The organism is Candidatus Pelagibacter sp. PS_10_02 (assembly GCF_059418005.1).
Window position 1 is genome coordinate 75926 of the sequence record NZ_CM182076.1, and the last position, 21299, is coordinate 97224.

Annotated in this window: 24 protein-coding genes and 3 tRNA genes; 16 read left to right on the top strand and 11 right to left on the bottom strand. The window is 29.4% G+C overall.

Annotated elements, in window-relative coordinates; all coding sequences use genetic code 11:
• Positions 1 to 14 precede the first annotated feature (14 nt).
• A tRNA-Thr gene (locus AC5SL1_RS00390) sits at positions 15 to 88 on the bottom strand.
• A 103-nt stretch (positions 89 to 191) separates the two neighbouring features.
• Here AC5SL1_RS00390 and AC5SL1_RS00395 point away from each other — a divergent pair.
• The 16 genes from AC5SL1_RS00395 (at position 192) to AC5SL1_RS00470 (ending at position 11841) form a co-directional block, all read left to right on the top strand.
• Complete coding sequence (locus AC5SL1_RS00395; RefSeq protein ID WP_494580001.1) at positions 192 to 389, top strand: hypothetical protein; 198 nt, start codon at positions 192 to 194, stop codon at positions 387 to 389.
• A gap of 100 nt (positions 390 to 489) precedes the next feature.
• Complete coding sequence (gene dcd / locus AC5SL1_RS00400; RefSeq protein ID WP_494599737.1) at positions 490 to 1047, top strand: dCTP deaminase; 558 nt, start codon at positions 490 to 492, stop codon at positions 1045 to 1047.
• A gap of 2 nt (positions 1048 to 1049) precedes the next feature.
• Positions 1050 to 2303: a UDP-N-acetylglucosamine 1-carboxyvinyltransferase gene (gene murA / locus AC5SL1_RS00405; RefSeq protein WP_494599739.1), complete on the top strand. Its 1254-nt coding sequence runs from the start codon at positions 1050 to 1052 to the stop codon at positions 2301 to 2303.
• Positions 2303 to 2698: a DUF2948 family protein gene (locus AC5SL1_RS00410; protein ID WP_494599741.1), complete on the top strand. Its 396-nt coding sequence runs from the start codon at positions 2303 to 2305 to the stop codon at positions 2696 to 2698. Before murA ends, AC5SL1_RS00410 begins: the two co-directional genes overlap by 1 nt.
• Complete coding sequence (gene hisD, locus AC5SL1_RS00415) at positions 2698 to 3984, top strand: histidinol dehydrogenase (protein ID WP_494599743.1); 1287 nt, start codon at positions 2698 to 2700, stop codon at positions 3982 to 3984. The genes AC5SL1_RS00410 and hisD overlap by 1 nt, the downstream gene beginning before the upstream one ends.
• A 2-nt stretch (positions 3985 to 3986) precedes the next feature.
• Positions 3987 to 4202 carry a translation initiation factor IF-1 gene (gene infA / locus AC5SL1_RS00420; protein WP_484014148.1) on the top strand — a complete coding sequence of 72 codons (216 nt, stop codon included), beginning with the start codon at positions 3987 to 3989 and terminating at the stop codon, positions 4200 to 4202.
• Positions 4203 to 4208: 6 nt separating this feature from the next.
• Positions 4209 to 4283: transfer RNA gene (locus AC5SL1_RS00425), tRNA-Phe, on the top strand.
• A gap of 92 nt (positions 4284 to 4375) precedes the next feature.
• A complete protein-coding gene (locus AC5SL1_RS00430) occupies positions 4376 to 4588 on the top strand; it encodes a cold-shock protein (protein ID WP_271516577.1) in 213 nt (70 codons plus the stop codon).
• Positions 4589 to 4823: 235 nt separating this feature from the next.
• Positions 4824 to 4898 (top strand) — tRNA-His (locus tag AC5SL1_RS00435).
• Positions 4899 to 4902: 4 nt separating this feature from the next.
• Positions 4903 to 6297: a histidine--tRNA ligase gene (hisS, locus tag AC5SL1_RS00440; protein WP_494599745.1), complete on the top strand. Its 1395-nt coding sequence runs from the start codon at positions 4903 to 4905 to the stop codon at positions 6295 to 6297.
• A complete protein-coding gene (locus AC5SL1_RS00445; protein ID WP_494599747.1) occupies positions 6275 to 7327 on the top strand; it encodes an ATP phosphoribosyltransferase regulatory subunit in 1053 nt (350 codons plus the stop codon). Before hisS ends, AC5SL1_RS00445 begins: the two co-directional genes overlap by 23 nt.
• The gene (hisG, locus tag AC5SL1_RS00450) at positions 7327 to 8019 is read left to right on the top strand and encodes an ATP phosphoribosyltransferase (protein WP_494599749.1); all 693 of its coding nucleotides are present in this window, start codon (positions 7327 to 7329) and stop codon (positions 8017 to 8019) included. The genes AC5SL1_RS00445 and hisG overlap by 1 nt, the downstream gene beginning before the upstream one ends.
• Before the next feature lie 178 nt (positions 8020 to 8197).
• Positions 8198 to 9295, top strand: a complete 1098-nt coding sequence (locus tag AC5SL1_RS00455; RefSeq protein WP_494599751.1) for a DNA recombination protein RmuC — start codon at positions 8198 to 8200, stop codon at positions 9293 to 9295.
• 37 nt (positions 9296 to 9332) lie between these two features.
• Positions 9333 to 10022: a hypothetical protein gene (locus tag AC5SL1_RS00460; RefSeq protein ID WP_494599753.1), complete on the top strand. Its 690-nt coding sequence runs from the start codon at positions 9333 to 9335 to the stop codon at positions 10020 to 10022.
• Position 10023: 1 nt separating this feature from the next.
• Positions 10024 to 11451 (top strand): exonuclease domain-containing protein, encoded by a 1428-nt coding sequence (locus tag AC5SL1_RS00465; RefSeq protein WP_494599755.1) that lies wholly within the window; start codon positions 10024 to 10026, stop codon positions 11449 to 11451.
• 72 nt (positions 11452 to 11523) lie between these two features.
• Positions 11524 to 11841 carry a thioredoxin family protein gene (locus AC5SL1_RS00470; protein ID WP_494586646.1) on the top strand — a complete coding sequence of 106 codons (318 nt, stop codon included), beginning with the start codon at positions 11524 to 11526 and terminating at the stop codon, positions 11839 to 11841.
• On the opposite strand, the gene AC5SL1_RS00475 is transcribed toward AC5SL1_RS00470, so the two are convergent.
• The 10 genes from AC5SL1_RS00475 to aroA are packed head-to-tail and all read right to left on the bottom strand — an operon-like array spanning position 11838 to position 21297.
• On the bottom strand, positions 11838 to 13103 hold the full coding sequence (locus tag AC5SL1_RS00475) for a bifunctional folylpolyglutamate synthase/dihydrofolate synthase (RefSeq protein WP_494599757.1): 1266 nt from the start codon (positions 13101 to 13103) through the stop codon (positions 11838 to 11840). The genes AC5SL1_RS00470 and AC5SL1_RS00475 overlap by 4 nt on opposite strands.
• Positions 13057 to 13986, bottom strand: a complete 930-nt coding sequence (locus AC5SL1_RS00480; RefSeq protein WP_494599758.1) for an acetyl-CoA carboxylase carboxyltransferase subunit beta — start codon at positions 13984 to 13986, stop codon at positions 13057 to 13059. The genes AC5SL1_RS00475 and AC5SL1_RS00480 overlap by 47 nt, the downstream gene beginning before the upstream one ends.
• Entirely contained in the window at positions 13983 to 14780 is a 798-nt protein-coding gene (gene trpA / locus AC5SL1_RS00485; RefSeq protein WP_494599759.1) for a tryptophan synthase subunit alpha, read from the bottom strand. The genes AC5SL1_RS00480 and trpA overlap by 4 nt, the downstream gene beginning before the upstream one ends.
• Position 14781: 1 nt before the next feature.
• The gene (gene trpB, locus AC5SL1_RS00490) at positions 14782 to 16014 is read right to left on the bottom strand and encodes a tryptophan synthase subunit beta (protein ID WP_494599761.1); all 1233 of its coding nucleotides are present in this window, start codon (positions 16012 to 16014) and stop codon (positions 14782 to 14784) included.
• Positions 16004 to 16627, bottom strand: coding sequence for a phosphoribosylanthranilate isomerase (locus tag AC5SL1_RS00495; RefSeq protein ID WP_494599763.1), 624 nt, complete (start codon positions 16625 to 16627; stop codon positions 16004 to 16006). The genes trpB and AC5SL1_RS00495 overlap by 11 nt, the downstream gene beginning before the upstream one ends.
• Positions 16628 to 17305 (bottom strand): orotidine-5'-phosphate decarboxylase, encoded by a 678-nt coding sequence (gene pyrF / locus AC5SL1_RS00500; RefSeq protein WP_494599765.1) that lies wholly within the window; start codon positions 17303 to 17305, stop codon positions 16628 to 16630.
• Positions 17295 to 17585, bottom strand: a complete 291-nt coding sequence (locus AC5SL1_RS00505) for an HU family DNA-binding protein (protein WP_494599767.1) — start codon at positions 17583 to 17585, stop codon at positions 17295 to 17297. The genes pyrF and AC5SL1_RS00505 overlap by 11 nt, the downstream gene beginning before the upstream one ends.
• Before the next feature lie 3 nt (positions 17586 to 17588).
• A complete protein-coding gene (locus AC5SL1_RS00510; protein ID WP_494599769.1) occupies positions 17589 to 19319 on the bottom strand; it encodes a S1 RNA-binding domain-containing protein in 1731 nt (576 codons plus the stop codon).
• Positions 19319 to 19972, bottom strand: coding sequence for a (d)CMP kinase (locus AC5SL1_RS00515; RefSeq protein ID WP_494599771.1), 654 nt, complete (start codon positions 19970 to 19972; stop codon positions 19319 to 19321). Before AC5SL1_RS00515 ends, AC5SL1_RS00510 begins: the two co-directional genes overlap by 1 nt.
• Positions 19969 to 21297: a 3-phosphoshikimate 1-carboxyvinyltransferase gene (aroA, locus tag AC5SL1_RS00520; RefSeq protein WP_494599773.1), complete on the bottom strand. Its 1329-nt coding sequence runs from the start codon at positions 21295 to 21297 to the stop codon at positions 19969 to 19971. The genes AC5SL1_RS00515 and aroA overlap by 4 nt, the downstream gene beginning before the upstream one ends.
• Positions 21298 to 21299 lie beyond the last annotated feature (2 nt).

Here is a 21299-nt window from a genome sequence, read left to right on the forward strand (position 1 = left end):
AAAAAATTGATTTATGGTGCCCCCACCAAGAATCGAACTTGAAATTTATCCTTACCATGGACACGTTATGCCATTTAACTATAGGGGCTATTTTGGTATTTATTGAGTATTTTTATAATAAATCATTTTTTCAAAATATTGCCTTAATTTTTTTCATATAATGATTTATAACTAGTGAAGGAAAAAATTTTATGGGAATTCATTACGATTATAAATCTACTAAAGGAAACAAGCTCATGGAAAAGCAAGCTAAGAGAGAAAAAAAGCTTGCAGAAAAAAGAGCAAAAAGAGAAGCTAAAGAAGGTCCAAAAGCTCAACAAGAACCTGAGAAGGTTTTAGATGCCTCAAAACCTATCACATTAGATTTTCTAACTAATCCAGATAAATAATGAATGATAAAGAAAAAAATGAGAAGCTAAGTCTTGCTCTTAAAAAAAATTTAAAAAAAAGAAAAATTTTTCAAAAAAAAAATAAGAAGAAAAGTAAATAATGTCAGTACTTTCCGACAAATCTATAAGGAAGTTGGCAGTTGAAGAAGGAATGATTTCTCCCTTTATAGACAAACAGGTCAGAGAGGGTAAAATTTCTTATGGTCTAAGTTCATTTGGTTATGATGCGAGAGTAGGAGATGAATTTAAAATTTTTCACAATGTTAACTCCTCAATTGTTGATCCTAAAGAATTTACACCAGATAATTTTGTAACTAAAAAAAGCTCTAATTATATCATTATCCCACCTAACTCTTTTGCTCTAGGAACTACTATAGAGGTTTTTAAAATACCAAGAAACATCATGTGTATTGTTGTTGGCAAGAGTACTTATGCAAGAACAGGAATTATAGTAAACGTAACTCCTATTGAATCTGAATTTTTTGGAACCGTTACCCTTGAATTTTCAAATACCACACCACTTCCAGCAAAGATTTACGCAAACGAAGGTGTTGCTCAATTTTTATTTTTGAAAGGAGATCAATCTCCTGAAACTTCGTACGCTGACCGTAAAGGAAAATATATGGGTCAAACTGGAGTAACTTTACCAAAAGTATAATCATGAAAAAATTGGAAGTCTTTGGAGCAGCAAAGCTCAAAGGGCAAGTTAAAATTTCTGGCTCAAAAAATGCATCTCTTCCTATTTTAGCAGCCACATTGTTATCAAATAGAAAAGTATCTTTATCAAATCTACCAAAAGTAAAAGATATTGAAACTATGATACTTTTATTAAAATCTCTTGGTTCAGCTATTAATTATAATAAAAAAAATTTGATTATTAAAAATAATAAACAAAATAAAACTTTTGCTTCTTACAATTTAGTTAAAACCATGAGAGCAGGAATTTTAGTTCTAGGTCCTTTACTTGCAAAATTTGGAAAAGCAAAAGTCTCATTACCAGGTGGCTGTGCAATTGGAACTAGACCTGTCGATATACATTTACATGCTCTATCAAAACTTGGGGTCAATTATAAAATCATTCAAGGATATGTTTATGCTAATGCCCCAAAAGGATTAATAGGTGCAAAAATAAAATTTCCAAAAGTATCAGTTGGTGCTACAGAAAATTTAATTATAGCCTCATGTTTAGCAAAAGGAAAAACTATTTTATCAAATTGTGCAATTGAGCCAGAAATTAAAGATTTGGTTAATTTTTTAATCACAATGGGATGTAATATTAAATGGATTGCAAAGAGAGCTATCAAAATTGAGGGCGTGAATATACTTAAAGATTTAAGTTATAAAATAATGCCTGACAGAATAGAAGCAGGCACTTATTTGATAGCTGCTGCATTGACTGAAGGAAATTTAAAAGTTACTGGAATTAATCCTGAAATAATTAATACTGAAATTAATGTTTTAAAGAAAATAGGATCAAAAATTATATTAAGAAAAAATGAAATTTTAATTCATGGAAGTAAAAAAATTAAAAGTATAAACTTTAAAACATCTCCTTATCCAGGATTTCCAACAGATCTCCAAGCTCAAATGATGGTCTTATTATGCAAAGCTAATAAAAAGTCCTATATTAAAGAAGAAATATTTGAAAATAGATTTATGCACGTTGCAGAATTAAATAGAATGGGTGCCAAAATTTCTATTAATGGAAACAAAGCAATAATAGAAGGAAATATTAAATTTGAAGCAGCTGAATTGATGGCTACTGACCTAAGAGCTTCTGTATCGTTAATTCTTGCAGCACTTGCTTCTAAAGGAAAGTCTATAATTAATAGAATTTATCACCTTGACAGAGGATATGAAGATATTGAAAAAAAATTAAAAAAGGTAGGGGTAAAAATAAGAAGGATTAATTAATGGATAAAAAATATTTATCAAAAATAATAGCTACAGATAATGAGGGATTACAGTTAATATCCGCATGTTGTTCTGGGGCCAAAGTTAAGATTGAGAATATAAAATACCTTCCGTTAAACAAAGTCTTTTTACTCTCGCTTAATAGATTAAAAATAGAAACAGATGAAAAAGATAAAAAAGTTAGCAGTATTTGCAAGTTTGAATTTGTAGATAAAGTTAAGTCTAAAAATATAAAACAAAACAATTCAGATGAAGAATTGGAGTTAATTGGCATAGATTATTTAAAAAATAATGACAATTATGAAATAAATTTAATTTTTGAAAATAATGCATATATTGCATTGTCAGCTGAGATAATTGAAGTAACCCTAGATGACCAAAATAAAGCTAATTAATGATTAAAATATTAGACAGTAAAAATAAAAACTTTGATAATATTTTAGATAATTTATTATCTAAAAGAAAAAATAAAATTCAACTTAGCTCAGCTTCAGTTATTAAAATTATAAAAGATGTTAAAGTAAATGGTGATAAAGCTATTTTAAAATATGAAAAAAAATTTAATAAAAATAGTATAATTGCTCCAAATAAAGAAAAGATTAATCGACTTATAAAATCTCTAGATCCAAAAGTGAAGAGAGCAATTGATCTTGCTTATAATCGAATTTATAAATTTCATTCATTTCAAAAATTTAAAAATATTTCTTATACTGATAATTTAAACAACAAGCTTGAATATAAATATGTGCCTATTGAAGCGGTTGCTATTTATGTGCCTGGCTCTACAGCATCATATCCCTCAAGTGTTTTAATGAATGCTGTGCCAGCAATTGTTGCTGGGGTAAAAAGACTTGTCATGATTAATCCTGGACAAAAAGGGGTTCAAAATCCTGCGGTATTATATGCTGCAAAAAAATGTAAAATTAGAGAGATTTATTCCATAGGTGGACCTTCTGCTATCGCAGCTTTGGCATATGGCACTAAGAAAATTAAAAAAGTTGATAAAATCGTTGGTCCAGGAAACTCTTATGTTGCGGCAGCTAAGAAAGAAGTTTTTGGCGATGTTGGAATTGAAGGTATGATTGCAGGCCCTTCAGAAGTTACAATTATTTGTGATAAGTTTTCAAATCCTGAATGGGTTGCAAGTGATTTAATAGGCCAAGCAGAGCACGATAGTCTTGCCCAATGCATATTAATTTCAAAAGATAAAAAAATTATTAAAAGGGTTAATGATGAAATTATTAAGCAATTAAAAAAGTTGCCCAGATCTCAAATTGCAAAAAATAGTTTACGCAATAATGGAATTTTAATTCACATGCAGTCAGATCAAAAAATTATTGATACAGTAAATAAAATTGCGCCCGAACATTTAGAATTAAATATTAAAAGCTATAAAAAAATGGTAGGAAAAATTAGAAATTCAGGATCTATCTGCTTAGGTAAATATGCAGTCATGGCTATGACAGATTATAACGCGGGCTCTAACCACGTTTTGCCAACTAATTCTTCAGCAAGATATTCCAGTGGTATTAGTGTTAATGAATTTTATAAAAGAATTTCATATATAAACCTATCAAAAAAAGGGATTGAAACCCTTGGACCATCAGTTATAACACTTGCAAACTACGAAGGTTTAGTGGGACACGCTAAGTCAGTAGAAAAAAGAATTAGGAGAAAATAAATTTGTCAAAACAAGAAATGCTATCGTTCTCAGGAATTGTTGAGGATTTATTACCAAATGCAATGTTTAGAGTAAAGTTAGAGAACGGCCATATTGTAACAGCTCATGCTGCAGGCAAATTGCGTAAGAACAGAATTAGAGTACTTCAAGGTGATAAGGTTCAAGTCGAAATAACACCTTACGACTTAACTAAAGGTCGGATCACTTTTAGAGGGTAAACAAATGCCTCGGTAGCTCAGGAGTAGAGCAGAGCCCTGAAAAGGCTTGTGTCGCATGTGCGAATCATGCTCGAGGCACCATACCTTGAATATCTATTTTTTAATTTCCTATTGAAATGATTAAAAAAATAAAATAATTTTTTTTATATAAATAATAAAAGGATAAGTAAAAAATGAGCACGCTAAAAGGAACAGTAAAGTGGTTTAATGGCAAAAAAGGCTATGGCTTTATTGAAAGAGACGACAAAGAAAAAGATGCATTCGTTCACGCATCAGCCGTCAAAAATGCTGGTATGCGTTTTCTTAACGAAGGTGATAAGCTAGAATTTGAGATGGAGGATGGTCCAAAAGGCCCTTCAGCTATAAATCTAAAAAAAATAGATTAGTTCTTTAATTTCACATATTTAAAAGGGCGTTTTATCTTTGAAAAATAAGATAACGTCCTTTTTATATTTAGGTATTGAAAATTATAATTTATTGTCTAAAAGATGCTCATGATTATAAATATTACATATAGAGAGACTTCGAGAAGTACTCATAGAATCTGTTTCCATAGCCTGTAGGCTATTTATTTATAATATAATTTTTAATCCACACAAAAATAATATAAAAACAAGGAATGCCTGGGTGGTGTAACGGTTAGCACGAAAGTTTGTGGAACTTTAAGTTTGAGTTCGATTCTCAGCCCGGGTACCAAAAAATGAATAAAGAAAATAAATTAGTTCCTGGATTACCTTCAGGATTTGAAGATCGTTGGGATAAAAAACTTCTTCTCAAAAAAAAGCTATTAAAAGCTATTGAGAATAATTTTATTAAGTTTGGAGCAGAAGCTCTTGAAACCCCTTCGTTTGAAATTAGTGAAAATATAGGATCTTTTCTTGCAGAAGACGATAGCAACCCTATGTCTGATGTATTCTCGTTCCAAGATGGTGAAAAAAGTATTACGCTTCGATATGATTTATCAAGCCCACTTGCAAGATTTGTAGCTGAGAACAATCAAGAACTTCCATCTATTTTTAAGCGGTATCAAATCCAAAATGTATTTCGTAATGAAAAAGCTGGAAATGGCCGTTACAGAGAATTTATGCAAGCCGACTTTGATATTGTTGGAAATGTTAATCCTGCTCAGGCAAATGCAGAACTGTGCAATTTAATATCAAGCACATTATCAGATTGTGGTTTAAACAAAGATCAATTTACAATCAATGTAAGTAATAGAAAAATCGTTCAAGGTTTAATTGATGAATTAAAAATTTCTGAGGACAAACAAATAAAAGTTATCAGGGCAATCGATAAATTATATAAGCCGGGCTTTGGATTAAAGGGAGTTGAAGATTTACTAAAAAAAGAGAGAAAAGATCAAAGTGGTGCCATTACTAAAGGTGCTGGGTTATCTGATGATCAAGCAGCACAAATATTAAATTTTCTAAAAATAAAAGATTTAAAAGATCTAAAACAAACTTTAAAAAATCCATTATCCCAAGAAGGAATAAGTGAGTTAGAAAATGTATTTGAATTACTTGGATATGGATCAAATTTAAATCGGGTTAAAACTAATTTTACAATCGTTAGAGGCCTTGCTTATTATTCTGACTTTATTGTAGAGACTAATTTAAATTTTAAAGTTACAAACAATAAAGGCAAAGAAGTAGATATTGGAAGCATATGTTCAGGTGGAGCTTATGCAAAATTGATATCAAGATTTAGAGGAGTTGATATTCCAGGAACAGGAATAAGCTTTGGTGTGGATCGACTATTATTTGCTCTAATGCAATTAGATCAAATTAAAATAGAGGATCAAAAACCAGTTTTAGTTTGTGTAATGGATGAAAAATACTTAAAAAATTATTATGAATTAGTTGATCAGTTAAGAGACAATAATATTAATGCTGAAATTTTTTTAGACAGCAAAAAAAACCTAGGCAAACAATTAACTTTTGCAAATAAACGTGAATTACCAGTTGCGATCATTTGTGGAGAAAATGAGTTTAAAGACAATACGGTTACTATTAAAAACCTTAAAGGTGTTAAAGGTGAAAATAATCAAACAATTCCAAAAGCTGATTTAATTAATGAAGTCAAAAAACTTATCTGAAAATATCCTTAGATCAGTAAAGTCTAAAGGATTTAAGTATATTGATTTACCTTCAGTTATTGAAGCTAACCATATTGTTCAAAGATCAGGTGAAAACTTTAGAAAATTTATATTTTCTTTCATTGATCAAAATGGAAGTGAGCTTTGCCTTAGACCTGATTTAACCATTGCATCATGTCTTAGATATTTAGAAAATAATTTAAAGGGAAAAGAGAAGATTTTTTATAGTGGACAGGCTTATAGAAAATCACAGAATAAAAAAGACTCTATAATTAGAGATCAAGTTGGATTTGAAATCATTGGATCTAAAGATGAAAAGAATGATGACAGAGAAATTATCAATACATCTCTAAAATCCCTCCAAAATATTAAGTATACATCAGGTACATTAACAATTGGTAATGTTGAAATTTTTAATTTGTTAATTTCAAAACTAGATATTCCAAAGCGATGGAAGTTAAGACTATCAAGGCATTTTTGGAGGGAGAAATATTTTAATGATCTTTTGAAAAGATTAGAGACGAACTCAGATGTAGATCCCACAATCGTTGAGATTGATAAAAAACGATATTTTAAAATGTTAAAAGAAGATCCATCAAAAGTTATTGCAGGAAGATCAATTAATGAAATTTTGAAAAGGTTTGATAATAAAATTAGAGATCCACGAGGAGCCAGTAAAGGAGAAAATATATCAAAGATTATAAAAGAATTTCTTAAAATCAAATGCCCAATAAATAAAGCTGCAAATGAACTAAATAAATTTTTTAAAAAAAACAAGATTAATTTAGTAGTCGATCAAAAATATTTTCCAACCTCAAATAATAAAATTTCAAAACTAACTGTAGTTTTCTCAGCCTCTTTTGGAAGACAATTAGAATATTACACAGGCATGGTATTTAAAATTGATATTAAGTCTAAGTCAAAGAATAGAAATATAATTAACGGTGGAAGATACGATAAATTAATTTCTGATTTAGGTTCAAAAAATCAAGTAGCTGCAGTAGGAGCTGCCTTAAATTTAAATTACTAATGAAAAAAAATATAATTAATATTGGTATTCCAAGTAAAGGTAGACTTAGAAAAGATGTTCTAAAAATATTTAAAAAGAATAAATTCAATCTGATTTCTGAACGAGGAGAAAGAGATTTACTAGGATCGATAAAACAATTATCTCATGTTAAAGTTTTATATTTACATGCACGAGAGATTATAGAAAGACTTGCAGATGGTTCATTAGACCTTGGATTTTCAGGTTATGATTTATTAAAGGAGAGTGAAGTAAATATTCAAAATAAAGTTAGTGTATTTAAAAAGTATAATTTTGGAAAAGCAACTTTAGTTGTTGCAATACCAGACCCATGGATAGATGTTCAAACTGTTGCAGATTTAGAAGAAATTGCATTTGAGTTTAAAGATAAGAAAAAGAAAAGGCTAAGAGTAGCAACAAAATATCCAAATCTAACTAGAGAATTTTTGTTTTCAAAAGGAGTTACTCAATTTAAGTTAGTTGGAAGTTTAGGGGCAACTGAAGCTTATCCTTTCACAGGATCAAGTGAAATTATTACAGATATATCTTCAACTGGTGAGACTTTAAAAGCTAACAATTTACGTATTTTAAAAGATGGTGAAATTTTAGAATCTGTAGCTTGCATTATGATATCTAAATCATCTGTAAAAAAACTAGAAGTTAAAAAACTAGTTAAACTACTTTCGAAGAATTAGATCTTTCCAATAAATCAAAATAATCTTAATAATATCAAAATTTCTAATTACAGCATAGGATGTAACGATAATTGCAATAATAGATATTATTTTGAATACCAAGATTAAGTCCATAATTTAATTGTAAATATTTAAATATATTAATCAAATTTTTACTATAAAATAAAATAAAAGAATCATGGATATAATCTTAGTAATTTTACTGATCATATTAGTTGGCATAGCATCTTCAATTCTTTACCTAAATTTAAGATCAAAACCTGATGATATAAGTGAAAATAAGGAAAATGAAGAAATAGCAAATTTAAAAACTGAAATCACCTCATTAAAAGATACCTTAAATACTACTATTAATACTTCACTAGGATCTATGTCGACCTCGTTTAACAATCTATCAACTGGGGTTACTAAAGATATGACAGAAGCTTTAACAAAAGTTGATGAAAAAGTTGGTAACTTCAATAACCAAGTAGAGTTATTAAATAAAAGCCAAGAAGGCATAACAAAAATTTTGGCTGGAGTTAAAAAATATGGAACACTTGCAGAGTTTTCATTAGATGCACTGATTAAAGACTTATTACCTGCTTCTCAATTCATGACCAATGTTAAGATGAAAGAGGACACAAGTGAAAATGTTGAATTTGCAATTAAGCTTCAAGGAGATGTTCTAGTTCCAGTGGATAGTCATTTCCCAGTAGAAAAATTTAAAGCAATTACCGATGGTTATGACGCGGATGACAAAAGAGCTGTTGCTGATGCTAGAGCAAAATTAGCGACTGCCTTTAAAGCTAAGGCTAAAAGTGTTAATGAGAAATATATTGTTCCTCCTAAAACTACAGATTTTGCAATTGTTTATGCACCAACTGAAAGTTTATATAAAGAACTAACTGAATACCAAGACCCAACTAGCAAAGAATTATTAACTCAAGAGTTAATGAAAAAACATAAAGTTGTAATTTGTGGACCAAATACACTTTCAGCATATCTGCAATCACTACATATGGGCTTTCAATCTCTAAAGGTTCAAAAAGGTGCAACTGAAATTTACGATCATTTAAAAACAATTAGCTCAAGATTTGGAAAACATTTTGAAAATATAGTTGCTCTAAGAAAAAAATTAGAAGAAGCAATGATCGTTGTTGACAAGTTTGGAACAGACGCAAGATCAATTACTAGAACGTTAGAGAATATTAAAGATCCTGAACAAATCGAAAAAGCAATTCAAACAGAAAATGTAGAAAAATTTGTTGACCATTCAAAACAAGCCAAAAATTAATTTCTTTTTTTTCTAAATAACGCTTATAACAAAATATATGCAATGGAATAATAAATTTACTTATCCAAAATCTATGAGATCAATTGTAAGTGGTTCAAGAATGTATTCAGTTAATCAAGAAAAACTTCCATCGGTAACTTCCATATTACAAGCAACACAAAGTGAAGAAAAAAAAGCATCCCTTGCGAATTGGAAAGCAAGAGTAGGAGCTGCTGAAGCGAATAGAATTAAAAATGATGCTTCAAGCAGAGGTACATCAATGCATTCTCATTTAGAAAAATACTTATTAGGTCAATTAAATTTAGAACTATTAGAAGAAGAGGCTAGTAAATCTAAAAAAATGGCAGATGAAATTATTGAACAAGGTATTAAAGGAAAATTGTCGGAAATTTATGGTATTGAAGCAACATTATTTTATCCAAACAAATACGCGGGCACATGTGATGCAGTAGGTGTGTATGAAGGACAAGAGACTATTATAGATTTTAAACAGTCCAATAAACCAAAAAAAGAAGAGTGGATTGAGGATTATTATCTTCAATTAGGTGCTTATTCATTAGCTCATAACGTTGTCCATAATTCAAAAATAACTCAAGGAATTGTTTTACTTTGTACTGTAGATAATTTATTCCAAGACTTTAGAATTCAAGGTGAAAAACTAGAAGAATATCAAAATAAGTTTTTAGAAAAAGTAGAACAATACTATCATCAACGGAATATGAACTAATATGAATTTAGCAATTTGGGATATAGAAAGCAGTTCAGCCAATACTTCATGGGGAAGTATTATTGAAGTAGGGGGTATTTTAGTTGACCCAAATTTTAAAGAATTAGATCGTTTTAATTTTAGATGTAGATTGCCAGAAGGAGAAGTTCCTCAAGCAATGGCATTAATAGTTAACAAAACTAGTGTTGATTTATTAACTAAAGGAAATTTAAGTCACTACCAAATGTTATCTCAGTTAGAAGCTACATTTAAAAAATGGAGCCCAGCAATATTCATGGGTTGGTCAAACATTGGCTTTGATGATGAGATGATAAGAAACGAATTTTTTAGAGGAATTAGATATCCTTATATCACCAATGCAACTCCCAACAAAAGACATGATGGTTTAAACATTGCAAGAGGCGCTCATGCAGTCGATGAAAGTGTTGTAAAAACCGAAATAAATGCAAAAGGTAATCCAGTAATGAAACTAGAGTCGCTAGCTAGAATGAATGGCTTTGAATCAAGTGGTGCCCATAGTGCTTTATTTGATGCAGAACTAACGGTTAAGGTTTTAGGATTAATTAAAAAAAATCAACCTCAGACTTGGGATACATTTTTAAGAACAGCAAATAAGAGTGATACTGAGACGATATTTAAAACTGAAAAAATGTTTACATTAGCTGAATATCATTTTGGAAAAAATTATAGATTTGTAGTTGCACCACTCCACCCAAAACATTGCATTCATCCAATCTATCAGTGGGGTCAAGCGTTTGATCTTAAAATTGATCCGATCCCGCTATTTGATATGTCAATTTCTGAACTTAAAAGTGCTATTAAAAAATTAAAATTTCTAAGAACTATAAGATCAAATAAAGCTCCTATAATTTTAGATGCAAGTTATGGACTGCAAGTTGAGCCATATAGCAATCTTGATCCTGATCTAATTAAAGAGCGTGCGAAATTAGTAAATAGTAATGAAAAATTCTCTCAAAATGTTTTAACCGCATTACGAGAAGCTGCTGAAGAAAAAGCTCAATTTGACTCACAGGTTGATTTACTAGCTGAAGAAACTATTTATAAAAAATTTACACCTCAAAAAGATACAGCTTTATTTCCAAAATGGCATGCAGCGTCATGGAAGGATAAATTAATATTATTAGATAAATTTGAGGATGAGAGAATGGTGAGTTTTGGAAAAAAAATAATATATCAAGAATCACCAGAAACGTTACCACCAGATATGTATAAAGCGATTAAAAGAGGAATAGCTGAAAGAATTTTAAGCGATGAAAAAGAAAAATGGTGGACATGCAAAGAATTTTATTATGAATGCGATAATTTAAGGGAAAGATATACAAATGAAAAGGATGAGGAAAAACTTAAGTTTTTGGATGAAATTAACGAATTTGTTGAGGGAATACAGAAAAAGTATGAACAAGCATAACTATTTTGTGAATTAAACAAAAAAATACCTTTTTGATATTGAATTAATAAAATAAAAATTTATAAAACTAATATGCTAATTGACTTTCAAGATGAACAATTTGAAACAAAAATAAAAAATGAAGATGTTTCTATTGTGCAATTTTCTGCAGAATGGTGCCAACCCTGCAAAGCTTTAAAACCTGTAATGGAAAAGTTATCTGAAAATTATAAAGATAAAGCTAGTTTCTATTATGCCGATATTGAAAATGGTGGAATTAACACAGGTTCGGCTGCAGGAATAAGAGGCGTGCCTACCGTTATTGTTTATAAAAAAGGTGTAGAAATCGACAGGAAGGTTGGAGGAGTAGCCGAAAGTCAAATGAAAGAGTTTTTAGATAAAAATATCTAATTTAAATTTAATACTTCAGCAGCACCATACAAAGATCCTGTAATTAATAAAAGATCACCTTCTTTTAAATCAATCGATTTAATAGCTTGTTCTATACTTGGTTGATATTGAACATTAGGTATACTTTTAAATTTCTCTTTTAAATCTTTTCCACTAATAGAGTTTGGTTGAGTTTTTAAATCTATGGTGGTTATAGATGAAACATCTTTAAGGTAATTGATGTATTTTTCATGTTCTTTGTTTGCCATCATTCCAATAATAACATGTTTGTTACAATCTAAGGTTTGAAGATATTCGTTTAATGCTTTAGCACCACCTTCGTTATGGCTTCCATCAACTATTAATTTATTGTTTTTAATTAACTCTTTTAATTTACCAGATTTAATTTCCTGAAGTCTTGCTAAGCTAGATATTTTTGTAACACCTCTTTGAATATGTTCGTCCTTGATACCAATATCCAAAGTTTTTAAGGTCGCTATTGCAGTTGAAATATTTTCTAATTGATATTGACCAAGAACATTAGGCATTGGAAGTTTTAATCCACCTAATTTATCCTCATAATAGAAGAAATCATTTTCATTAATTGAGTAACTAAAATCATCATTAAAAAATACTTTATCAGATGGGTTTTGATAGATAGTTTTTTTAATACAATCCATCGTCTCTTTAGCGCTTTGTTTAGCTACAATAATATTTGAATTTAAAAGTGTAGATGTTTTTTCAAATATAATTTTTTCAATTGTTTGATCATCTTTTGGTAACCAGTCTGTGTGGTCAATAGAACACGAACATACAACACTAGCTAAGTTTTCTTTTAGTATATTAGTTGCATCAAACCGGTGAAATAAGCCAGCTTCTATAAGGTTAATATTATCTGAGTATTGAGCAGCTTTATAAAAATAAGATGCTGTTAATATTTCAAAGAATGTAATGGGTTTATTTTCATTGATATTTTCTACTTCTTCAAATAAATCAGCTAACTCATCATCGCTTAATTGCTCATTATTGAAGACAAATCTTTCATTTATTTTTAGAATATGAGGACTTGTATAAACATTACATTTGAAATTAGCTTCTTTTAAAATAGAAAAGATTGCATTAATTGTGCTGTTCTTCCCATTGGTACCCACTACAGATATAGCTTTGATTTTGTCTTGAGGATTACCTAATTTTTTGCAGAGTTCTTTAATGCGATCTAAACTAAGATCTATTTCTTTAGGATGCAGCTTTTGTAAGTGTTCTACTATCTTCTGAAGTTTCATTTGTAGCTGAATTTATAGCAGAATTTTTCTTTAACAATATTGATAATAATACTCTAATTTTTTCTCTTAAATCTTTTCTTTCAACTATTAAATCCACAAAACCAGTTTTTTCAACGTATTCACTTCTTTGAAAGCCAACCGGCAATTCTTCACGAACGGTTCCTTGGATTACACGAGCACCAGCAAAAGCTATTAAAGCACCTGGTTCAGCGATATGTATATCGCCAAGCATTGCATATGATGCTGTTATGCCTCCTGCAGTAGGGTCTGTTAATACAACTATATAAGGAAGATTATTCTTTTTAAGTTCATTAATAGCTAAAGTTGTTCGAGTCATTTGACTTAATGAAATAAGACTTTCCATCATTCTCATTCCACCACCAGAAGTAAAAACTACAAAAGGTTGTTGGTTCTCAATTGCATGCTGAATACCATATAAGAAAGCTTCACCTTCAGCAGCGCCAATAGACCCACCCACAAAATCAAAATCAGATGCTATAACTGTCATTTTTATACTTTGAATGTTTGTGTTAATTACCATCATTCCACATTCCATTCCTGTTTTTTTTCTCGCAGATTTTAACCTATCTTTATATGGTTTTGAGTCATGCCATACCAAAGGGTCATCCTGAGGTATTGGAGTTTTTAAAACTTCATAATTATTTTTCCCAAAAATTATATCAAATCTTTGACGGGGGCTAATTCTATGATGTTTATTACAAGATGGACAAACCCATAAATTGTCTTCTAAATCTTTTTTTAAAATTGGCCCTTTACAACATGAAGTCCAATCACTGTTAGCAATTTCAGCTTTACTGGCACGTTGCTTGATAATTGTTTTTATTTTTTCACCAAAACGTAAAGTTTTTTTTATCCAATTCATAATATTTTATTCTTTAATCTTTTTACAATATTAGTTACATTTGTGACAGGATTTTGTCTTTTTTTTATTGAATTTGATATTTCTTTGCATAATGCGCTACCCACAACTAATCCATCAGCTTTTCGCAGTGATGCTATTGTTTTTTCAGTAATTCCAAATCCGATTACAATATTTTTATTTTTATTTAATTTTTTAATTTTATTATATCTATCTAGAATAGTTTTTGGTGAAACTTTAAGTTTACCACCTGTTGTTGATAGCATACTTATATAATAGACCATATCATGTGAGTCTTTGACAATTTGTTTCATCCTATTCGTAGAGGTAGTTGGGGATAATAACTGAATAAAACTAATATTTTTTTTTCTACATTTTTTTGCAAATTCTTTATTTTCAGGATATGGAAGATCAACAACAATTAATCCATCAACGCCAACTTTTTTACAAATATTTATAAAATTACTATCTCCATATTGATAAATCATATTATAGTAACCCATCAATATTACAGGTTTAGTTTTATTAAATTTTTTAAAGTCTTTTACAATTGAAAAAACATCTTTAATTTTAATTCCATTTTTTAAGGCTCTATAAGCACTAGATTGTATTTGACCTCCATCAGCAATTGGAGTGTTGTGTGGAAACCCTATCTCACAAATATCAGCATAAGCTGCAATTGACTTTAGTATCTCAAGAGATTTCTTTTTAGTGTTATCTCCAGCTACTGTGTAAGTTAGTAATGCAGGTCTTTTTTCATTTCTAATTTTTTTAAATGCAAGATTAATTAAAGACATACTATTTAATTCTACCCAATCTTGCTTTTAAAATATCACGATCTTTTTTTGCATCCCCACATGAGTTTACTATAATAATTGTATCTTTGCTTAATTTAGGAGCAATTTTTATAGCTTCTGCAAAAGCATGACTTGGTTCTAAACTAGGATTTATTTTTTCAAGTTTTGTGACTAATTGATAAGCATTTAATGCAGCCTCATCAGTTGCTGATGTGTATCTAGCTCTCTTTGTATCTTTTAAAAAACAGTGAATAGGTGATACGCCAGGGTAATCTAGTCCAGCAGAAATAGACGCAGTATCATTAATCTGACCTTCATTGTTTTGACAAACATAAGCAGCCGCACCATGTAAAATACCAAGTTTAGCTCCGTTTGTTAAAGGAGCAGCATGTAGCTTTGATTTTTTTGGTCCACCAGCTTCAACACCTATTAACTCAATTTGTTTTTTATCATAATCAATAAACTCACTCCAAAATCCATAAGCTGAACTTCCACCACCCACACAATTAATTAGTTTAATTTTCTTTGGAATTTTTTTGAATTCTGATTTAATTTGAATTTTTAGCTCTCTTGAAATTTGAGCAGTACTCCAACCACAAATTTTAACAAAAATATTAGGACCAACAGTTGAACCAACACACATATGAGTATTATCACAATTTGAAACCCAGTAACGCATACACTCACTTACAGCATCAACCAATGTTTGACTTCCAGAATAAACAGGCACCACCTCTGCACCGTTTTTTTTCATTGCATCTACATTTGGTTTTTGTCTTTTTATATCTTTTGCACCCATGAATATTTTACATTTAAGACCAAATTTTTTTGCTGCCATACTTAGCATTTTTCCGGCATAGCCCGCTCCAGTATCACCAACGACGTATTTTTTTCCTGCCTTTTTGGCAATAAGGCAGTGCACTGTTGCATTATAGATTTTATGAGCACCTCCGTTCGCCTCAGATACCATTTTAGCATATATTTGTGCCCCCCTCAGATGCTTAGATAGGTTTTTAAGTTTTATAAATGAAGTAGGAGAGCCTATATAATTTTTAAAATATAGATCTCTTTGTTTGAGAAACTTCTTATCACGTCTTAGTTTTTGAAATAATATCGTTAAGTCTTCAACAGGCTTTTTTAAAGTTTCAGGTATATAGTTTCCACCAAATTTTCCTCCCCAAAATCCACTTTTATCATGCTGGTCTATTAAAGGAATTTTCTTTTTAAGTTTCATTATTAACCCGTTTTATTTTATCTAAAAAATTATTTATTTTTGAAATATCTTTTATTCCAGATGTTTCTAGGCCACCAGAAATATCTATAATATCAGCTATTTTTTTATATTTTTCAAGGTTATCCTCAACTTGAATATTTCCAGCTAACATCAATTCTTTGTTGATTTTAATATCTTGAATTAATTGATGCTCAAAAGACATGCTTTTTTCATAACCCTTGCTATCGAATAAAATTATATCTGCAATATCATGGTAGTCTAAATATTTCATCACATCTTCTTTACTATTAATAGTTAGAGAAACAATAATTTTTTTTCTATATTTTTGTTTAATTAAACTAATTTTAGATGGGGTAGCGTCATAAATCTGATAATAATCAAAAGGTAAATTTTTTATTTCCTCTAGAATATTTTCATTTGGTTTAACTAATACAGCTACATATTTTGATTTTTTTTTATCTATATTTAAAATTTGCTTAAGCTTTTCGTAGGGAACAAATCTTTTAGATTTTGGATAATTGACAATAAAACCAATATATTGGGGGGGATAGGGGTGATTTGTTAAATGAATTAATGTTTTAGAATCTGAGATTCCGCAAATTTTAGACTTCATTTATTTAATTGATGAAAGGATATTTTTTAAATTTTCTTTTGGGTTACCTTTTGTAATAGGTCTGCCAATAATTAAACAGTCGCTACCTTCTTCGATTGCTTCATTAGCAGTAAGAGTTCTTTTTTGATCATCTTTTAAGTCATCCATTCTAATTCCTGGGGTAAAGCATTTAAGTTTTGGTGCAATAGATTTAATCATTTTTATTTCAAGTGGACTACAAATAACTCCATATAAATTTGCATCCATTGCAATTTTAACTAAAGTTTTTACTTGATCTTCAACTTTATTATTAAAACCTAATTTAGATAGGTCTTCATCTCCAAAACTTGTTAAAACAGAAACACCTAAAAGGTTTATATTAATATTTTCAGCAGCTAGATTTGCAGCTTTAAGAGCATCTAATCCATTCAACAAATGTACTGTTGCATATTTTACATTAAGTTCCTGAAGAGACTTAATAGACTCAACTAGTGTGTTCTTAATGTCAAAAAATTTACCATCATAAAATATAGGTTTATTAAATTTTGAAAGCTCTCTTATTTCATTGGGACTTCTTTGGGTGATATATTGAAGCCCAATTTTTATGCCATATATGTCTTCGTGAATTAGTTCTAATAAATCCAATATTTCTTTTTGACTTGATACATCACAGGCTACAAAAATATTTTTATTCTTCATTGTTTAATTTTTTAAACATATCTTTCGCCATTTTAAAGTGAATTGTTTTTTTTTGGGGGGTATTTACTTTTTCACCAGTCTTAGGATTTCTAGATATTCTTGCTTTTTGAATATTGGTAGAAAAAACCCCAAAACCTCTCAATTCAACTCGATCACCCCGCTTAAGAGCAAATTTAATCTCGTTAAGAACTATGTTAGTAAATTTTTCTAAGTCTTTTTTTAAAAAATTTGGGTAGTTTTTTGCTAGTTGTTTAAGAAGTTTTGATTTTACAATAGCCAATTTTTATTCGTCTTCTTTTTTCTTTTTCTTTAAGTCATCAGAAAGAGAAGAGAAGGGAAGATTTTTTCCTGATCCTTCAGCACCATATTTTTCTAACGCATCTTTTCTTTCAATTTCTTCAAGTAATTTGATACTTAGTGTTGCTTTTCTTTTTTCTAAATCTAGTTCTGCTATTGCACAATCAATTCTTTCTCCACCAGTAAATCTAGCTGGTCTAGCATCTGCAGCATTAATAGCTATTGCAGATTTTTTGATGATGAAATCCATTTCACAACCTTCGGGTCTTACAACAAGCCCTTTATTGTCAGCTGAAATGATCTTAACTGTAATAGCTTGTTTAACTTTTTTATCATTAAACCAATCAAATGGGTCTGGCTGAGTTTGTCTTAAACCAACTCTAACTTTTTGTTCTGCAGCTTTTACTTCTAAAACTTTAACCTTTAGTTTATCTCCAACTTTATATTTGGCTAATTCTTCTTCACCATTATTTAAATATGTAAGGTCGTTGCAGTGAAGAAACGCATCAATATCTAATCCATTAATTTTTAAGAAAATTGAGTATTCATTTTTACTTGCCACTTCTCCTTCAACCTCAGATCCAATAGGATATTTATTTTCAAAAGTTTCAAATGGATTTTCAGTAGTTAAACGATGTGAAATTGCAACTCTTCTTTTTTCTTTATCAATTTCAGTAATTACACAATCTATCTCGTCACCCACTTTAAACATTTTTTTTGCAGATATATTTTTTTTAGTCCAACTTAATTCACTCGAATGTAGTAAAGTTGATAAACCTTTTTCAAGTTCACAGAATGCACCAAAATCCATTAATTTAACTACTTTGACTTTATAAACTTTGTTTAGTTCGTAGTTAGAAATATTTTCAAATGGATCTTTCGAAAGTTGTTTTACAGAACAACCAACTTGTAATTTTTCTTTATCAACTGAAATAACTAATAAATCATGTTTTTCACCTATGGTGAAAACTTCATCAGGATGATTTACTCTTGAATAAGATATTTCTTGTAAGTGAACCAGAACATCTAACTCTCCATTAACACTGAAGAAACATCCAAATGAACTATATCCTTTTACTTCTGCACCTTTAATAATATCTCCAACTTTGAATTTTTCTATGATTTTAATTTTATCCTCTTTTTTGAAAGAAGAAATAATTTCTCTTCTTGAAACACAGGCATTTCCTCTAACTTTATCTAATTTAATAAGAGCAAACTTTTGTGGCTCGTTCATTAAGTGACTAATATCTTTTAGGGGTTTATCTGATATTTGTGAACCAGGTAAAAACATTAAAGACCCTGTATCTATATGTTCAACAATACACCCACCTTTAACACGTCCTGTAATTTTTCCCATTATGGGCTCATTTTTTTCATAGGCCTCAACAAGTTTATCCCATCCCTGAATTTTTTGTGCTTTAGAAGCAGAAACTAAAACTTCACCTTTTTTATCTTCTAATCTCTCAAGAAGTACAGAGATTTTTTCACCTACTTTTGCCTTATCAAGCATACCCATGCTTTTTAATTCATTTATGTCTAGGATTGGTTCAGATTTTAAGCCAGGAACTTCAAGAAAAACAAAGTTTTCAGTTACTTTGTTTACTACACCTGTAATTATTTTTCCTTCTTCAAGGCTTGCTGTTTTGGTAAACTGTGAGTTAAGTAGTTGTTCGAATTCTTTTGATGCAGGGTTTGAAAGGTCTTTATAAATTTCCATTAAGCTTTGAGTTTCCTATCCATAATTTGTTTAATTTTTAAAAAGCATGCTCTTTTAGTTAAATTTGTAGTATTAATCAAGATCGAATCTTGCGTTTTCTTTAATGGTGATATTGCTCTATTATAATCGCTTTTATCACGTTTTTTAATGCTTTCTAATATATCATTAAAAGATATTTTCTTATTAGAGCCCTTTAGCTCTTTATACCTTCTTAGCGCTCTAGTTTTTGAATTTGCTGTTATAAAAAATTTAAAATCTGCGTCTGGAATTATCTTATAGGTAATATCTCTTCCATCCAAACATGAACCATTATACTTTCTTGGGGGATGATAAGCACTCTTAATTTGAAAAGCATGAACAAGTTTTCTTATTTTCTTATCTTTTGATATAATAGAAGCCATAGTACCAACTTCGTCAGATAAAAGCTTTTTGTTCTGCAAATCTTTTATAGTTAGTTGGTTCATTTTTTTTTTAATTAATGTGTGTCCATATTTTTTAGGCTGGGTTAATTTTATACTAGCAATTAATCTATAAATTTTTCCTGTGTCTAAATAAAATAAATTAAAATGTTTAGAAATTAATTTTGCTTGGGTACCGGCTCCAGCAGCTGCTGGAGAATCAATTGCAACTTTAATCTTTTTTTTTAATTTCATAGAGATTTACTATTTATATTTTTGATTAATTTTAAGAAAGATGGAAAAGATGTATTTATAGAATCTTTATCATGAATTTTCCATATCCCCCCACATGTTAAAGCAGCAATAGTACTCATCATAAAAATTCTATGATCTTTTAAATAATTCTTAATAACAATTTTTTTTGTGATTTTTAAATTTGGTTGACCATAAATTTTTATTGAACTTTCAGTTAGCTCAGTTTTTACACCCATCATATTCAAAATTTTAGATCCCAAATTTAATCTTGGACTTTCTTTTTGATTAAGCTCAGATATATCCTTGAAATAAGAAATTCCTTTTGCTTTAGCTGCAGCAATAAAAATAATTAGAAACTCATCTATAGCACTACTATTCAATTCTGCTGGACAGTTTATTCCTTTAAGGTTTTTTGAACTTCGTATTAGAATATCAGAAATTTTTTCACCTTTATAATTTCTTTTATTCTTAAATGAAATTTTAGCACCCATCTTTTTTAAAATAGTAATCACACCTATTCTAGAGGGGTTAATATTAATATTTTTAATTAAAAGTTTTGAATTTTCAGACAATATTGCAAGAACCATAAAAAAAGCACTAGAGCTTATATCTCCTGGAATATTATAATTAAACGCATTAATTTTTTTTGGTTTGTTTATATTTATGAAATCATATTTTTTTGTTTTTTTTATTTTGATAGGCACTTTAAGATATTTAAAAAGTAATTCTGTATGATTTCTTGATTTTTTTGCCTTTATGTATGTTGTTCCTGATGAGTTAAGCGCCGCCAACATAACACAACTTTTACACTGAGCAGATCCTCTGTTCTCTACATAATGGATATCTTTTGAATTATTAGACCCTATAATTGATAGAGGCAGTTTATTTTTTACCTTGTATTGAAATTTGGCACCAAATTTTTTAAGTGGTTCAATTACTCTTGAAAAATCTCTTTTCGAGAGACTTTTATCACCTATTAATTTTATTTTTTTTGTTGATTTGATTAATAAGCCCAATATTAATCTTCCAAGCGTTCCAGAATTTTTAGCGTCAATTATTAAGCCATTCTCGTATGTAAAATTATTAAGACCTTTTCCTAATATTTCACAATATTTTTTTTTAATTAATACTTTTATTCCTAATTTTTTTATAGCCTCTAATGCAGCAATAACATCTTCAGACATCAATAAATTATAAGCTTTGGATTTTCCAACAGCTTGTGATGCTAAAAGAACCCATCTAATAGATAAACTTTTGTCACCACTTACGATAATTTTTTTATTAAAACTATCTATTCTTTTATTGATAGATAAATAGCTTGGCATTT

Bases quoted from the DNA above. Each gene is read 5' to 3' on its own strand.
- dcd (WP_494599737.1), top strand. From the start codon at position 490: ATGTCAGTACTTTCCGACAAATCTATAAGGAAGTTGGCAGTTGAAGAA.
- AC5SL1_RS00455 (WP_494599751.1), top strand. From the start codon at position 8,198: ATGGATATAATCTTAGTAATTTTACTGATCATATTAGTTGGCATAGCA.
- AC5SL1_RS00465 (WP_494599755.1), top strand. From the start codon at position 10,024: ATGAATTTAGCAATTTGGGATATAGAAAGCAGTTCAGCCAATACTTCA.
- AC5SL1_RS00475 (WP_494599757.1), bottom strand. From the start codon at position 13,103: ATGAAACTTCAGAAGATAGTAGAACACTTACAAAAGCTGCATCCTAAA.
- trpB (WP_494599761.1), bottom strand. From the start codon at position 16,014: ATGAAACTTAAAAAGAAAATTCCTTTAATAGACCAGCATGATAAAAGT.
- AC5SL1_RS00510 (WP_494599769.1), bottom strand. From the start codon at position 19,319: ATGGAAATTTATAAAGACCTTTCAAACCCTGCATCAAAAGAATTCGAA.
- AC5SL1_RS00515 (WP_494599771.1), bottom strand. From the start codon at position 19,972: ATGAAATTAAAAAAAAAGATTAAAGTTGCAATTGATTCTCCAGCAGCT.
- AC5SL1_RS00470 (WP_494586646.1), top strand. From the start codon at position 11,524: ATGCTAATTGACTTTCAAGATGAACAATTTGAAACAAAAATAAAAAAT.
- murA (WP_494599739.1), top strand. From the start codon at position 1,050: ATGAAAAAATTGGAAGTCTTTGGAGCAGCAAAGCTCAAAGGGCAAGTT.
- AC5SL1_RS00460 (WP_494599753.1), top strand. From the start codon at position 9,333: ATGCAATGGAATAATAAATTTACTTATCCAAAATCTATGAGATCAATT.
- hisD (WP_494599743.1), top strand. From the start codon at position 2,698: ATGATTAAAATATTAGACAGTAAAAATAAAAACTTTGATAATATTTTA.
- AC5SL1_RS00395 (WP_494580001.1), top strand. From the start codon at position 192: ATGGGAATTCATTACGATTATAAATCTACTAAAGGAAACAAGCTCATG.
- AC5SL1_RS00445 (WP_494599747.1), top strand. From the start codon at position 6,275: ATGAAGTCAAAAAACTTATCTGAAAATATCCTTAGATCAGTAAAGTCT.
- hisG (WP_494599749.1), top strand. From the start codon at position 7,327: ATGAAAAAAAATATAATTAATATTGGTATTCCAAGTAAAGGTAGACTT.
- AC5SL1_RS00480 (WP_494599758.1), bottom strand. From the start codon at position 13,986: ATGAATTGGATAAAAAAAACTTTACGTTTTGGTGAAAAAATAAAAACA.
- hisS (WP_494599745.1), top strand. From the start codon at position 4,903: ATGAATAAAGAAAATAAATTAGTTCCTGGATTACCTTCAGGATTTGAA.
- trpA (WP_494599759.1), bottom strand. From the start codon at position 14,780: ATGTCTTTAATTAATCTTGCATTTAAAAAAATTAGAAATGAAAAAAGA.
- AC5SL1_RS00495 (WP_494599763.1), bottom strand. From the start codon at position 16,627: ATGAAGTCTAAAATTTGCGGAATCTCAGATTCTAAAACATTAATTCAT.
- AC5SL1_RS00430 (WP_271516577.1), top strand. From the start codon at position 4,376: ATGAGCACGCTAAAAGGAACAGTAAAGTGGTTTAATGGCAAAAAAGGC.
- aroA (WP_494599773.1), bottom strand. From the start codon at position 21,297: ATGCCAAGCTATTTATCTATCAATAAAAGAATAGATAGTTTTAATAAA.
- AC5SL1_RS00410 (WP_494599741.1), top strand. From the start codon at position 2,303: ATGGATAAAAAATATTTATCAAAAATAATAGCTACAGATAATGAGGGA.
- pyrF (WP_494599765.1), bottom strand. From the start codon at position 17,305: ATGAAGAATAAAAATATTTTTGTAGCCTGTGATGTATCAAGTCAAAAA.